Origin of the sequence: Nocardioides panacis (assembly GCF_019039255.1) — a bacterium.
GTDB classification, from domain to species: Bacteria; Actinomycetota; Actinomycetes; order Propionibacteriales; family Nocardioidaceae; genus Nocardioides_B; species Nocardioides_B panacis.
On sequence record NZ_CP077062.1, the window covers coordinates 2778758 to 2792834 of the forward strand.

Here is a 14077-nt window from a genome sequence, read left to right on the forward strand (position 1 = left end):
CCGGACGACACGCGCGTCACACCCGACGCAGGCGGGCGGTTCAGCTGGTGCGGCGGTTCAGGGGCTGCGGCGGTTCAGCGCTGCGACCCGGGCCGTCACGTGCTCCGGCACCGCGGCGACGTCGACGTCCGCGCCGGTGACCGGCTCGCCGGCGCGCAGCCCGAGCGGCAGCACCCCGGCCCACACGCCGCCCGCCTCGACGTCGACGTCCTCGTCGCTCGGGTCGCCGACCCGCCGCTTGACCGAGGCCTCGTGCAGCGGCAGGGCCAGCACCGTGGTGGCGGAGAGCTCCTTGCGGGTCGGCCGGCGCAGCGTCGCGGACCGGCCGGGCGTCACGTGGTCGACCAGCAGGTCCAGGGCGTGCGAGCGCTCGGCCTCACCGGTCACCAGCCGGGGCCGGCCGACGACCACGGCCGAGCGGTAGTTCATCGAGTGGTTGAAGCCGGACCGCGCCAGCACGATCCCGTCGAGCACCGTCATCGTCACGCTGACGTCCTGCCCGGGCGCCTGCACCAGGCTGCGCGAGGCCACCGAGCCGTGCACGTAGAGCGTGCCGCCCTCGTCGGGACCGTCAAGGTCGACGGCGAACACCGTCGGCAGGGCCAGCGGCACCCCGTCGACGACGACGGCGAGGTGGCAGACCAGGGACGCGTCCAGGACGTCGTACAGGGTGTCGCGGTCGGACTGGGCGCGCTCCCTCTCCCGGCGCGGCGTGCTCCGGCCGGTCGGCGAGAGCGGCTGGTCGGCGCGGCGCCCGGCGGTCACGGGGTCACAGACCCGGGAACCAGATGCCGATCTCGCGCGCGGCGGACTCGGGCGAGTCCGAGCCGTGCACGAGGTTCTCGCGGTTGGACAGCGACAGGTCCCCGCGGATCGTGCCCGGAGCGGCCTTGCGGCCGTCGGTCGCGCCGTTCAGCGCGCGCACCACCTCGACGGCCTCGTCGCCCTCGAGCACCGCCGCGAGGAGCGGGCCGGAGGTCACGAAGTCGCGCAGCGGCGGGTAGAAGTCCCGGTCCACGTGCTCGGCGTAGTGCTCGTCGGCCTGGGCCGCGGTGATGGTGCGCAGCTCCAGCGCGACGAGCGAGAGGCCCTTGGCCTCGAAGCGGGACAGCACGTTGCCCACGAGTCCGCGGCGGACGGTGTCGGGCTTGAGCAGGACGAGGGTGCGCTGGGTCGACATGGGCGCCAGCCTAGGGAACCCGCGGCCGACCCGCGAAACCGACCGGTGGCCGGACTCAGTCCTGGGCGCCGTCCTGGGCGCCGTGCTCGGCGCCGTGCTCGGCGCCGTGCTCGGCGCGCCACTGCTCCTCCAGGACGGCGCGCTCGGCCCGCTCCCGGTCGATCGTGGCGCCCATGAAGTAGGAGGTCGCCCAGAGCCCGGCGAAGACCACGCCGAGGAAGAACATAGCGGTGATCAGGAACCCCAGCGCGATCGAGACGACCTGCACCGCCCAGCCCAGGGCGTAGCCCCCGCGCCGGCCGAGCATCCCGGCCGCGACCAGGCACAGCACCGCGAGGCCGAGGCCCAGGGCCAGCGACGCGCCGGTGGCCAGCTCGGTCATCCCGATCGTCACGATGCCGGTCAGGAACAGCACGACCGCCTGGAGCACCAGCATGCCGGCGCACATCGAGCGCCGGATGGAGCGGGTCATCCGCGCCGCCTCCGCGGCCGGAGCAGGTGCCGCGCCTCGCCGACGGTGACCACCGAGCCGGTGACCAGCACGCCGCCGGAGCCGATCGCCTCGCCGAACACGCCGCCCTCCTCGGCGAGGGTGGCCGCCTGCTCGATGGCGTCCTGGATCCGCGGGGCGACGTACACCCGGTCGATGCCGAAGATGCCGCGGGCGACCTCGGCGAGGTCCTCGGCGCGCATCGTGCGGGTGGTGGTGTTCTCGGTGCAGACGATCGCGGCCATCACCGGCTCGAAGGCCGCCAGCACGCCCTCGTAGTCCTTGTCGGCCATCACCCCGACGACCCCGATCAGCGGGTTGAGCAGGAACGAGTCCTCGATCGCGTCCGCGGTGGCCTGCGCGCCGTGCGGGTTGTGCGCGGCGTCCAGCAGGATCGTCGGGCTGCGCCGGATCACCTCGAGGCGGCCGGGCGAGGTCACCTCGGCGAGCGCGTCGCGGACCAGGTCGACGTCGAGCGGCTCCTCGCCGAGGAACGCCTCCACGGCGGCCAGCGCCAGGACCGCGTTCTGCGCCTGGTGGGCGCCGTGCAGCGGCAGGAAGACCTCGGGGTACTCCCCGCGCAGGCCGCGCAGCTGCATCATCTGGCCGCCGACGGCCGCGACGCGGTGCTCGACGCCGAAGTCCCGGCCCTCCCACAGCACCGTCGCGCCGACCTCCGCGGCCCGCTCGGCGATCACCGCCGCCACGTCGTCGGGCTGCACGGCCACCACCACCGTCGAGCCGGCCTTGATGATCCCGGCCTTCTCGCGGGCGATGTCGACCGGACGCGAGCCGAGGTAGCTCGCGTGGTCCACGGCGATCGGGGTGAGCACCGCGACCGTCGCGTCGGCGACGCTGGTGGCGTCCCACGAGCCGCCCATGCCGACCTCGACGACGGCCGCGTCGACCGGGGCGTTCGCGAACGCGGCGTACGCCATCCCGACGAGCGTCTCGAAGAACGACAGCGGGTGCTCCGCGTCCTGGTCGACGAGGTCCGCGAGCGCCGCGACGTCCTGGTAGGCCTCCAGGAACTGCTCCTCGGTCAGCGGCTCGCCGTCCAGGGAGATCCGCTCGGTCATCGACTCCACGTGCGGGCTGGTGAACCGGCCGGTGCGCAGCCCGGTCGCGGTGACCAGCGCGTCGATCATCCGCGAGGTGCTGGTCTTGCCGTTGGTGCCGGTCAGCTGGATCACCGGGTAGCCGCGCTGCGGCTCGCCGAGCAGCTCGACGAACGCCTCGATCCGGTCCAGCGACGGCTCCAGCCGGGTCTCCGGCCAGCGGGCGAGCAGCGCTCGCTCGGCGTCGGCGTAGGTGGTGACGGGAGCAGGTGCGGGGGTCTCGGACATCGTGCTGCGAGTCTACGGATCGGGCACCGGGTCGCCGACCAGCAGGCTGACCATGTCGGCCACCGGCTCGTAGCCGACCCGCTCGTAGACCCCGTTGGACACCGGGTTGGCCTGGTCGGTGAACAGGCAGGGCCGCAGCCGGTCCGCGAGCGCCCGCCGGGACAGCTCCGCGACGGCGGCGCCGGCGTAGCCCCGGCCGCGGTGCGCGCGAGGGGTGTAGACCGGGCCGATCCGCACGGCGCCGTACGACGGAGGGTTCTGGCCGGTCAGGTGCACCGGGACGCCGTCGACCTCCCAGACGAAGAGCAGCCCGGCGCGCAGCCGGCCCAGCACGGTGTCCGCGGTGACCGGCTCCTCCGCGTGCCCGGCGCTGCGTCCGGCCTGCGCGTCGGCGTCGGCGTGGAACGCGGAGAACCAGGCCAGCGCCAGATCGGCGTCCGGCTCGGTGGCCACCCGCAGGGCGCCGCCCGGCGTCGGCGGCACCCGGACCGCGCGGGCCTCGAAGAGCCGGGTGTGCATCCGCACCGTGACCACCCCGCCGGCGAGCCGGGCCAGCTCGTCGGCGAACGTGCGGGCCGCCGGCAGCGCCCCGTTGACGCCGCCGACCCGCTCCCCGCGCTCGTGCAGCAGCCGGGCGAGACCCACCGCGGCGTCCTCCGGCATCGGCAGCAGGTAGGGCGGGTAGGGCGCGAACGGCGCCGTGCGCATCGCGACGCCGGCCACCGAGCCGTCCGCGGCCCGCGCGACGGCGTACCAGTGCGGCAGCCCCTCGTCGGCGGTCCGGCCCTCCCGCGCCTCGCGCTCGGCGTGCGTCGCCACCACGGTGTTCAGCACCGGGTCGAGGCCGAGGTGGTCCGCCGCCTGGGCGAGGAACCCGGCCGCGTCGGCGTGCAGCTCGAGCGTCGTGGTCACCGGGACACCGTAGGAGTCCGCCGCACCCCGGGGAACTCGTTTTCGGCTGTCCGCCGCCGGCCGGTAGATTTCGGGCCATGACCACCGAGCCGATCACCCCAGACCTGTCCGAGACGACGCAGCCAGCCGGTCGCGCCGTCGTCGTACCGGACAAGCCTGCGCTGGAGGGGCTCGAGGCGACCTGGTCCCAGCAGTGGAAAGCCGACGACACCTACGCGTTCGACCGCTCCCGGAGCCGCGAGCAGGTCTACTCGATCGACACCCCTCCCCCGACCGTCTCCGGGTCGCTGCACGTCGGGCACGTGTTCTCCTACACGCACACCGACCTGATCGCGCGGTTCAAGCGGATGCAGGGCCTCGAGGTCTTCTACCCGATGGGCTGGGACGACAACGGCCTGCCGACCGAGCGCCGGGTGCAGAACTACTTCGGCGTGCGCTGCGACCCCTCGCTGCCCTACGACCCCGACTTCACGCCGCCGGAGAAGCCGGACGCGAAGAAGCAGGTCCCGATCAGCCGGCCCAACTTCATCGAGCTGTGCGAGCGCCTCGTGGTGCAGGACGAGGAGATCTTCGAGTCGCTGTGGCGCACGCTGGGCCTCTCGGTGGACTGGAAGCAGCACTACACGACGATCGGCCCGAAGTCGCAGACCGCCTCCCAGCGGGCCTTCCTGCGCAACTACGCCCGCGGCGAGGCCTACCTCCAGGAGTCCCCGACCCTGTGGGACGTCACCTTCCAGACCGCCGTCGCGCAGGCCGAGCTCGAGGCCCGGGAGTACGCCGGCGCCTACCACCGGGTCGCGTTCGGGGGTCCCGACGGTCCCGTCTACATCGAGACCACCCGCCCCGAGCTGATCCCCGCTGTGGTCGCCCTGGTCGCGCACCCCGACGACGAGCGCTACCAGGGGCTGTTCGGCAAGACCGTGACCTCCCCGGTGTTCGGTGTGGAGATCCCCGTCTACGCGCACCGGCTCGCCGAGCCCGACAAGGGCGCCGGCATCGCGATGTGCTGCACGTTCGGCGACCTGAACGACGTGACCTGGTGGCGCGAGCTGCAGCTCCCGGTGCGCACGGTGATCGGCCGCGACGGCCGGCTGCACCGTGAGACGCCGGAGTGGCTCGCGGCCGGGCCGGCGGCTGCGGCGTACGCCGAGCTGGCCGGGAAGACCACCTTCAGCGCCCGCGAGGCGATGGTCGCGGCGCTGCGCGCGTCCGGCGACCTCGACGGCGAGCCGAAGCCGACCCAGCGGATGACGAACTTCTACGAGAAGGGCGACAAGCCGCTGGAGATCGTCTCGACCCGCCAGTGGTACATCAAGAACGGCGGCCGGGACGCCGAGCTGCGCGACGAGCTGGTCGCCCGCGGCTCGGAGATCCACTGGGTGCCGGCGCACATGAAGCACCGCTACGAGAACTGGGTCGGCGGCCTGAACGGCGACTGGCTGATCTCCCGCCAGCGGTTCTTCGGCATCCCGTTCCCGGTCTGGTACGCCCTCGACGCCGACGGCGAGCCCGACTACGAGCACCCGCTGATGCCGGCCGAGGCGGACCTGCCGCTGGACCCCTCCACGACGGCGCCGGGCGGGTACGACGAGTCGCAGCGCAGCAAGCCGGGCGGCTTCGTCGGCGACCCCGACATCATGGACACCTGGGCGACCTCCTCGCTGACCCCGCACATCGCGGGCGGCTGGGAGTCCGACCAGGACCTGTTCGGCCGGGTCTTCCCGTTCGACCTGTGCACCCACGCGCACGACATCATCCGCACCTGGCTGTTCTCCCGGGTGGTCCGCGCGCACCACGAGAACCACACCGTGCCGTGGACGCACGCGCTGATCTCGGGCTTCATCATGGACCCGGACCGCAAGAAGATGAGCAAGTCCAAGGGCAACGCGATCGTGCCCGCCGACATCCTGGAGAAGTTCGGCGCCGACGCCGTGCGCTGGCGGGCCGCGATGGCCCGGCCCGGCCTGGACTCGCCGTTCGACGAGACCCAGATGAAGGTCGGCCGGCGGCTCGCGATGAAGGTGCTCAACGCCTCGAAGTTCGCGCTCTCCTCGGTCGGCGCCACCCAGGTCGTGCCGTCCGCGGTCAGCGAGCCGGTCGACTGCGCGATGCTCGCCGGCCTGGCCGCGACGGTCACGAGGGCGACCGAGGCGTTCGAGGCCTACGACTACACCACCGCGCTCGAGGTCACCGAAAAGTTCTTCTGGGAGTTCTGCGACGACTACCTCGAGCTGGTGAAGGAGCGGGCGTACGGCGCCCGCGGCGACGACGCGGCCGCCTCGGCGAAGGCCGCCCTGGCGGTGGCGCTGCACGTGCAGCTGCGGCTGCTCGCGCCGTTCCTGCCCTACGTCACCGAGGAGGTCTGGTCCTGGTGGCAGGAGGGCTCGATCCACCGGCAGTCCTGGCCGGTCGCCGCCGAGCTCGGGTCCGCGGCCGCCGCCGACCCGGCGATGCTGGCCGCCGTGGCCGGCACGCTGGTCGGCATCCGCGGCGCGAAGTCGAACGCCAAGGTCTCGATGCGCACCGAGCTGTCCCACGCCGAGGTGTCCGGTCCCGCCGCCGCCCTGGCGCTGGCGGAGAAGGCGTCCGCCGACCTCAAGGCCGCCGGCAAGATCGTCGGCGACCTGACCTTCACCCCCACCGACGCCACGGCGATCACCGTCGACGCGGAGATCGCCGCCCAGCCCGACGCCTGACCCGGCCGGGCGGCGTCAGACGCGGTCGAGCCAGCGCTGGAAGGCCTCGAAGCCGTAGGGGCGACCCAGGAAGTCGGCGACCAGGTCGGCGGCGTCGCGCGAGCCGCCCGGGGCCAGGACCCGGTCCCGGTAGCGGTGCGCGACCTCGGTGGCGAACAGGTCGTCGCGGTCGAACGCCGAGAACAGGTCCTTGGCGATGACCAGGCTCCACATGTAGGTGTAGTAGCCGGAGCCGTAGCCCTCCAGGTGCCCGAACGACGCGTAGAAGTGGGTGTCCGGGACGTACCCGAACACGTCGTAGCGCTCCTGCAGCTCGCGCAGGGTCGCGGTGATGTCGTCGGGCACGTCCTGGTGCAGCGTGTAGGACAGCGCCGCGTAGAACATCTGGGTGCGCACGTGCGTGCCCTTGCCGAACTCCTTGGCGGCGCGCATCTTGGCGACCAGCTCGCGCGGGATCGGGTCGCCGTCGGCGTTGGTCGCGAAGGACCGCAGCACGTCGGCGTCCCAGGCCCACTCCTCGAGCATCTGGGAGGGGGCCTCGACGAAGTCCCACTCGGTGGCCACGCCGGCGAACCGGGTCCAGCGGTGGTTGCCGGCCAGCACGTGGTGCACCAGGTGGCCGAACTCGTGGAACAGCGTGACCACGTGGTCGTGCTCCATCACGTTCCGCGAGAAGTTGCAGACCAGCACGCCCTCGGCCACCTGCCGGTCGCGGATGCCGGGCGCGAGGTCGAACTGCGCGGCGTGCCCGTACTTCCCGGTGCGCGGGTGCAGGTCGAGGTGGATCCGGCCGAGCCGCGCTCCCCCGCGGACCACGTCGTACGTCGCGACGTCTTCGTGCCAGGACGCCGCACCGGGGACCTCGACGTACTCCACGTCGAAGAGCCGGCCGGTCACGGCGAGCAGCCCCGCGCGGACCCGCGCGAAGTCGAAGTACGGGCGGACCTGCTGGGCGTCGACGTCGAAGGTCTCCCGGCGCAGCACCTCGGCGTAGAACATCCGGTCCACGGCGGTGACCTGCTCGACCTCGGGGTGGTCCTGCTGCAGGCGGCGCAGCAGCACGCCGGCGTCCCGGTGCCCGGCCGCGTCGGAGGCCTCGGTGATCCGCTCGATGAACTCCGGGATCGCCGACCCCTTGCCGATCATCTTGACCTCGGCGTCGTAGGACGGCCAGCCGTCGTAGCCGAGCAGCTGTGCGTGCTCGCGGCGCAGGCCGAGCAGCTCGTGCAGCAGCGGGTCGTTCTGCGGGTAGGCGCGGTTGAGGAACTCGCCGACCAGCGCGGCTCGGGCCTCCCGGTCGCGGCAGAAGGTCATGAACGGGACGTAGTCGGGGTAGGCGGTGGTGATCTCCACCAGCCCGTCCTCGCCCGGCGGGTGCGCCTCGACGAAGTCCGCGGGCAGCCCGTCCAGCGCGGCCGCCTCGACCCGCACCGACCGGACGTCGTCGCGGATGTTCTTGGAGAACTCCTGGGCGACCGTGGTCTCCCGCTCGGCGAGCTCCCGCAGCCGCGACCGTACGTCGTCGGTCTGGTCGACACCGGCCCGCCTGAAGTCGCGGATCGCGAGGGCGTGCACGCGGCGACCGCCCTCGTCCAGGTCGGCGGGGTCCACGGCGGCCAGGACGTCGTAGAGCGGGCGGTCCAGGCCGATCTCGGTGAGCAGCTTGTGCGCGTCCTGCTCGGCACGCTCGGCCCGGGTGCGGACCGCCTCCTCGGGGTGCACGTTGGACACCAGCGAGGCGGTGGAGAAGGCGTTGTGCAGGGCCAGGTTCAGGTCGTTCCAGAGCGCCATCGCCTCGGCCGAGGTGTGCCCGCCGGCGCGCAGCTCCTCGACCAGCCGCCGGGTCTCGGCGAGCCGGCCGTCGCACCGGGTCGCCACCCAGTCCTCCCACGCGGAGTCGGGCAGGGCCAGCGGTGCGGGTGCGACGGTCACGCCGCGAGCCTAGCCAGGCCGCGGTCCCCACGGAACGCGGGGAGAGTGCTCAGGCGGACTTCTTCTTCTTGGCCTCGGGCTCGCGCGGCACCAGCGTCGGGTTGACGTTGTCGCTGACCACCTCGCCGGTGACGACCACCTTGGCGATGTCCTCGCGGGACGGGACGTCGTACATCACGTGGAGGAGCACCTCCTCGATGATCGCGCGCAGCCCCCGCGCACCGGTGCCCCGGACCATCGCCAGGTCGGCGACCGCGTCGATGGCGTCGGCGGTGAACTCCAGCTCGACGCCGTCGAGGTCGAAGAGCTTCTGGTACTGCTTGACCAGCGCGTTGCGGGGCTCGGTGAGGATCTGCACGAGCGCCTCGCGGTTGAGCTTGTCCACGGTGGCGATCACCGGGAGCCGGCCGACGAACTCGGGGATCAGGCCGAACTTGAGCAGGTCCTCGGGCATCACCTCGGAGAAGATCTTGGTCATGTCGCGCTCCTCCTTGGTGGGGAGCTTCGCGCCGAACCCGAGGGTCTTCTTGCCGATCCGCTGCTCGACGATGTGCTCGAGGCCGGAGAAGGCGCCGCCGACGATGAACAGGATGTTCGTGGTGTCGATCTGGATGAACTCCTGGTGCGGGTGCTTGCGCCCGCCCTGCGGCGGCACCGAGGCGGTGGTGCCCTCGAGGATCTTCAGGAGCGCCTGCTGCACGCCCTCGCCGGAGACGTCCCGGGTGATCGACGGGTTCTCGGCCTTGCGGGCCACCTTGTCGATCTCGTCGATGTAGATGATCCCGGTCTCGGCCTTCTTGACGTCGTAGTCAGCGGCCTGGATCAGCTTGAGCAGGATGTTCTCGACGTCCTCGCCGACGTAGCCCGCCTCGGTCAGCGCGGTGGCGTCGGCGATCGCGAACGGCACGTTGAGCATCCGCGCGAGCGTCTGGGCGAGGTAGGTCTTGCCGCAGCCGGTCGGGCCGATCACCAGGATGTTGGACTTGGCGAGCTCGACGGTGTCGTCGGACTTGTGCCGCTGGGTGCCCGAGGTGACCCCGGCCTGCACACGCTTGTAGTGGTTGTAGACGGCCACCGCGAGCGCCTTCTTGGCGTTCTCCTGGCCGATCACGTAGGAGTTGAGGAACTCGAAGATCTCCCGCGGCTTGGGCAGCTCCTCGAGGCCGACCTCGGTGCCCTCGCTGAGCTCCTCCTCGATGATCTCGTTGCAGAGGTCGATGCATTCGTCGCAGATGTAGACACCTGGTCCCGCGATGAGCTTCTTGACCTGCTTCTGGCTCTTCCCGCAGAAAGAACACTTCAGCAGGTCGCCTCCGTCACCGATGCGTGCCACAGGCACGACTCCTCACGACTCAGGCCGGCGGCGATCCGGAAGACTCCCGGGGCCGGGGAGGGACCCATGACGGACCCGCTCCCACCGGCTGTTTGCGACTTCTTGTACTCGAACTCGAAGGTACCCCGTCGCGCCCTCAAATGGGGCAGGACACGGCGACTCCCTCGCCCCCGGGGGGACGAGGGAGACCGGTCAGGCGGGGGTCAGCGAGCCCTTGCGCGACTCCAGGATCGCGTCGATCAGGCCGTAGTCCACCGCGGCGTCCGCGGTGAGGATCTTGTCGCGGTCGATGTCCCGGCTGACCTGCTCGACGTCCTTGCCGGTGTGCTCGGCGATCATCTTCTCGAGCAGCTCCCGCATCCGCAGGATCTCGTTGGCCTGGATCTCGATGTCGGAGGCCTGGCCGTAGGTGCCCTCGGTGTAGGGCTGGTGGATCAGGATCCGGCTGTTCGGCAGCGCGAGGCGCTTGCCGGGGGCCCCGGCCGCGAGCAGGATCGCGGCGGCGGAGGCCGCCTGACCCAGGCACACGGTCTGGATGTCCGGCTTGACGAACCGCATCGTGTCGTAGATCGCGGTCAGCGCGGTGAACGAGCCGCCCGGGGAGTTGATGTAGATCTGGATGTCCCGGTCGGGGTCCATCGACTCCAGGCAGAGCAGCTGGGCCATCACCGCGTTGGCGATGTCGTCGCTGATCGGGGTGCCGAGGAAGATGATCCGGTCCTCGAAGAGCTTGCCGTAGGGGTCGATGCGGCGGAACCCGTAGGAGGTCCGCTCCTCCCACTGCGGGATGTAGTAGTTCGCCGAGGGGGCCGCCACCTCAGGGGCTCGCCCCGTCAGACCCGGGATGCTGGAGCTGGTCATGGCGGTCCTCACTTGTTCCGGGCCGGACGGCCCTCGTCGGCGACCTGGCGGGCGCTCGAGATCACGTGGTCGATGAAGCCGTAGTCCAGTGCCTGCTCGGCGGTGAACCACCGGTCGCGGTCGGCGTCCTGCTCGACCTGCTCGAGCGCCTGGCCGGTGTGCTGGCTGATCAGCTCGAAGAGCACCTTCTTGATGTGCAGCGACTGCTGGGCCTGGATCTTGATGTCCGAGGCCGAGCCGCCCATGCCGCCCGAGGGCTGGTGCATCATGATCCGGGCGTGCGGGAGGGCGTAGCGCTTGCCCGCCGCGCCGGCGCACAGCAGGAACTGGCCCATCGAGGCGGCCAGGCCCATGCCCACGGTCGCGACGTCGTTGGGGATGTAGTTCATGGTGTCGTAGATCGCCATGCCGGAGTCCACCGAGCCGCCGGGGCTGTTGATGTGCAGGAAGATGTCGGTCTCGGGGTCCTCGGCGGACAGCAGGAGCATCTGCGCGCAGATCGCGTTGGCGTTCTGGTCGCGCACCTCGGAGCCGAGGAAGATGATCCGCTCCCGGAGCAGACGCTGGTAGATGTGGTCGTCGAGCCCGTACGTCCCGCCGCCACCGTTCATCTGGGTCTCAGTCACGTCCCCGACCCTAGCCGGAACGAGGGACACATCCACGAACTGTCCCGACTTGTTCGCCCACAGCGCACGGCGTGGTCCGGACGCGACCGTGGCCGGGAGGAGATCCTCCCGGCCACGGTCTGAACGATGCTCGAAGGCCCCTGACCCCCTGCGCCGTCCGTTCTACTCGGTCGAACCGGTCACTTCCGCTGGGAGACCTGGATCCCCATCGTGGTGCCGTTCTGGCTCAGCACCTTGATGTTGGTGCCGGTGTTCGGCACCTTCACGCTCGCGGCGGGCTGGGAGGCGTCCCAGTACGACGCGTTGTCATGGAACAGCGGCTGGGCCGCCTGGCCACGGATGTAGTTGGCCGTCCCGTTGACGTGCAGGGTGAAGGAGTCGGACTTCTCCAGCGAGAACGGCGAGTCGTAGCCGCTCACGCGCGGACGCCACAGGGTGCCGTCGAGCCGGACCAGCGGGCGCGGGTTCGCGTCCACCGGCAGGATCAGGCCCTCACCCGGGTGGGCGCTGGTGTTGTTGTCCGCCTGGGAGGTGTCCCAGTAGCTGACCAGCAGGCCGTTCTGGTACGGGAACCGCTCCACGAAGTCCGGCTTGGTGTTGGCGTAGCCGAAGTTGTACGGACCCGACTGGAGGTACTTGTCGAACGACACGTACGCCCGGTTGGAGGCGATGTAGTAGTTGGCGAACGACTGCGAGATCGTGCTGCCCACCGAGCTGAACTTGTCCAGCGTCCAGCCGTTGGGGCTGGTCTCGGCGCCGTCGGCGAACACCTGCGTGCCACCGGCGGTGATGCTGAGCGCGTCCACGAACAGGCCCGGCGTGTACGCCGGGTCGTTGCCCTGCACGCCACCGTCACCGACGTAGCGGATCCGGATGTCGACGGTCTTGCCGGCGTACGGCGTCAGGTCGTAGCTCAGCGGCACCCACTTGCCGGCGGAGTCGCCGGTGAGGCCGTTGTTGGCCGCCGGGTCGGTCGCCGTGCCGGGGATGGTGTTCCAGCCGCTGCCGGTGTTGACCTCGACGTAGGCGTAGTCGTAGTCGGCCTCGATGTTGTAGTTGGCCTGGAAGTCCAGCTTGGCCGCGCCCGCGGGCAGGGCCACCGAACGGGCCATGGAGGCGACGTAGTCGTCCCCGGTCCCGCTCCACCAGGACTTGCTGCCGGCGTACGGCGCGACCAGGTTCGAGGTGACCTGCTTCTTGGGCAGCACCACCACCGCGGCCTGGGCCTTGCTCGAGTTGTACTCGTGCGGGCCGAGCTCCAGCTTGCGGTTCTGCGACGGGAGCAGGGTCTCGTAGTCGAGCCAGCCGAGCTGCAGCTTGTCCCACGCGCCGAAGTCGGCGGCGCGGGTGCCGAGGGCCTGGTCCTTCGGGCCGTCGACGCGGCTCTGGGCCATGATCGACCAGTAGTTGACGCTGTTCTCGCCACCGTTGGTGTCGTAGAGGTCCGGCAGACCGAGGTCGTGGCCGTACTCGTGCGCGAAGACGCTCATCCCGCCGTTCTCGGGCTGGATGGTGTAGTCGCCGACCCACAGGCCGGTGTCACCGATCTGGCTGCCGCCGTACCCGTTGGGGCCACCGGTGCCGATCGGGGTGGTCTGGGTGTACCAGCGGTGCGACCAGATGGCGTCCTCGCCCTGGATCGGGTCGCCGTCGGCCTCGTCGCCGCCCGCGTGCACGATCTGGAAGTGGTCGAGGTAGCCGTCGGGCTCGTTGAAGTTGCCGTCACCGTCGGCGTCGTAGCGGTCCCACTGGTCGAACGTCTTCAGCTCGGCCGTGATGTCGGCGGTGGTGCGGCCGGCGGCCTTCTGGTCGGCGACCCACTGGTTGACCGCGTCCTGGACGAGGTTCCACGTGTTCTGGCAGACGTGGCCCGAGCACACGGCCGGGTCGTCGCCGTTGGTCTTCGGGTCGTCGCTGGACCGGCCGTAGCGCGCCTCGTTGTAGCGCACCTTCACCCAGTTGGTGACGGTGCCGTCGATGCTGTAGCGCCCGGAGGACTGACGCTCGTAGTACTGCTTGACCGACTCCTGGGCCCCGCCGGCGCCGGCGGTGCCGCCCTTGCCGAAGTACAGGTCCTGGAAGTGTGCGCGGTCGAAGTTCGGCTGCCAGACGGTGCTGTTGTCGACCGCGCGGTTCGGCTGCGGGATCGAGTTGTTCAGCGGGCCGTTGTAGGTCGTCGGGCCGGGGATCGACGGCTCGGTGTCCTTGTCCGGGAAGTCCGGGTGACGCTCGTTGCCGAAGTCGGCCAGGACCACGAAGATCTTGTCGGTCTTCTCCCGGCTGAGCTCGACGTACTGGTCCTCGCTGGAGACCGTCTTCTGAGCCTTGCCCTGCTTGTCGAGCGACTTGGGCGAGCGACCGCTGGACACCTTCATCACGGTGCTCGCACCGCGCTTCTCCACCTTCCCCTTGCCGCTCAGGAGCTCGTTGATGGCCTCCTGGCGCAGCGCGCGGCGCTTGTCCTCGAGCGGGTTCGGGAGCTCGTGGCCGGCCGACTCGTCTGGCTTGTCGGCACTGGTGGCCACGCTCTTCGCAGTGGGGGCTGGGGTGGCGGACACCGCGGGCATTCCAAGGGTTGTCCCCAGGCCCGCGGCCACCACCAGGCTCAACAGCCCGGCTGACTTCTTTCGCACGGTTCCTCCGTCAACAGCGATCGTGTCGCGTGAAGGCGCACCCAAGCGGGGTCACGGGCAGCTCCGGA

General features: G+C 71.0%; 11 protein-coding genes. 1 reads left to right on the plus strand and 10 read right to left on the minus strand.

Annotated features, from left to right (window positions below):
• Positions 1 to 57: 57 nt before the first annotated feature.
• Genes KRR39_RS13510 through KRR39_RS13530 form a run of 5 tightly spaced genes read right to left on the minus strand, consistent with a single transcriptional unit; the run spans position 58 to position 3928 of the window.
• Positions 58 to 765 (minus strand): pyridoxamine 5'-phosphate oxidase family protein, encoded by a 708-nt coding sequence (locus tag KRR39_RS13510; protein WP_216937599.1) that lies wholly within the window; start codon positions 763 to 765, stop codon positions 58 to 60.
• Between the two features lie 4 nt (positions 766 to 769).
• The gene (ndk, locus tag KRR39_RS13515) at positions 770 to 1180 is read right to left on the minus strand and encodes a nucleoside-diphosphate kinase (protein WP_216937600.1); all 411 of its coding nucleotides are present in this window, start codon (positions 1178 to 1180) and stop codon (positions 770 to 772) included.
• 55 nt (positions 1181 to 1235) lie between these two features.
• Entirely contained in the window at positions 1236 to 1652 is a 417-nt protein-coding gene (locus tag KRR39_RS13520; RefSeq protein ID WP_216937601.1) for a DUF4233 domain-containing protein, read from the minus strand.
• The gene (locus KRR39_RS13525; protein ID WP_216937602.1) at positions 1649 to 3016 is read right to left on the minus strand and encodes a bifunctional folylpolyglutamate synthase/dihydrofolate synthase; all 1368 of its coding nucleotides are present in this window, start codon (positions 3014 to 3016) and stop codon (positions 1649 to 1651) included. Before KRR39_RS13525 ends, KRR39_RS13520 begins: the two co-directional genes overlap by 4 nt.
• Before the next feature lie 12 nt (positions 3017 to 3028).
• Complete coding sequence (locus KRR39_RS13530; protein ID WP_216937603.1) at positions 3029 to 3928, minus strand: GNAT family N-acetyltransferase; 900 nt, start codon at positions 3926 to 3928, stop codon at positions 3029 to 3031.
• A 77-nt stretch (positions 3929 to 4005) separates the two neighbouring features.
• On the opposite strand from KRR39_RS13530, the gene valS reads away from it, so the two are divergent.
• Positions 4006 to 6624 carry a valine--tRNA ligase gene (gene valS, locus KRR39_RS13535; protein WP_216937605.1) on the plus strand — a complete coding sequence of 873 codons (2619 nt, stop codon included), beginning with the start codon at positions 4006 to 4008 and terminating at the stop codon, positions 6622 to 6624.
• A 15-nt stretch (positions 6625 to 6639) separates the two neighbouring features.
• On the opposite strand, the gene KRR39_RS13540 is transcribed toward valS, so the two are convergent.
• The 5 genes from KRR39_RS13540 to KRR39_RS13560 all read right to left on the minus strand — a co-directional run bounded on the left by KRR39_RS13540 (position 6640) and on the right by KRR39_RS13560 (position 13901).
• Entirely contained in the window at positions 6640 to 8556 is a 1917-nt protein-coding gene (locus KRR39_RS13540; protein WP_216937607.1) for a M3 family metallopeptidase, read from the minus strand.
• A gap of 49 nt (positions 8557 to 8605) precedes the next feature.
• A complete protein-coding gene (gene clpX / locus KRR39_RS13545) occupies positions 8606 to 9889 on the minus strand; it encodes an ATP-dependent Clp protease ATP-binding subunit ClpX (RefSeq protein ID WP_216937609.1) in 1284 nt (427 codons plus the stop codon).
• 192 nt (positions 9890 to 10081) lie between these two features.
• On the minus strand, positions 10082 to 10750 hold the full coding sequence (locus KRR39_RS13550) for an ATP-dependent Clp protease proteolytic subunit (RefSeq protein ID WP_216937611.1): 669 nt from the start codon (positions 10748 to 10750) through the stop codon (positions 10082 to 10084).
• 8 nt (positions 10751 to 10758) lie between these two features.
• Complete coding sequence (locus tag KRR39_RS13555; RefSeq protein ID WP_216942636.1) at positions 10759 to 11361, minus strand: ATP-dependent Clp protease proteolytic subunit; 603 nt, start codon at positions 11359 to 11361, stop codon at positions 10759 to 10761.
• A 194-nt stretch (positions 11362 to 11555) separates the two neighbouring features.
• Positions 11556 to 13901 (minus strand): immune inhibitor A domain-containing protein, encoded by a 2346-nt coding sequence (locus KRR39_RS13560; protein ID WP_367303668.1) that lies wholly within the window; start codon positions 13899 to 13901, stop codon positions 11556 to 11558.
• Positions 13902 to 14077 lie beyond the last annotated feature (176 nt).

What these genes read in the sequence shown, in the direction of transcription:
- KRR39_RS13550 (WP_216937611.1), bottom strand. Translation starts at nt 10,750, where the DNA reads ATGACCAGCTCCAGCATCCCGGGTCTGACGGGGCGAGCCCCTGAGGTG.
- KRR39_RS13525 (WP_216937602.1), bottom strand. Translation starts at nt 3,016, where the DNA reads ATGTCCGAGACCCCCGCACCTGCTCCCGTCACCACCTACGCCGACGCC.
- KRR39_RS13555 (WP_216942636.1), bottom strand. Translation starts at nt 11,361, where the DNA reads ATGAACGGTGGCGGCGGGACGTACGGGCTCGACGACCACATCTACCAG.
- ndk (WP_216937600.1), bottom strand. Translation starts at nt 1,180, where the DNA reads ATGTCGACCCAGCGCACCCTCGTCCTGCTCAAGCCCGACACCGTCCGC.
- KRR39_RS13520 (WP_216937601.1), bottom strand. Translation starts at nt 1,652, where the DNA reads ATGACCCGCTCCATCCGGCGCTCGATGTGCGCCGGCATGCTGGTGCTC.
- valS (WP_216937605.1), top strand. Translation starts at nt 4,006, where the DNA reads ATGACCACCGAGCCGATCACCCCAGACCTGTCCGAGACGACGCAGCCA.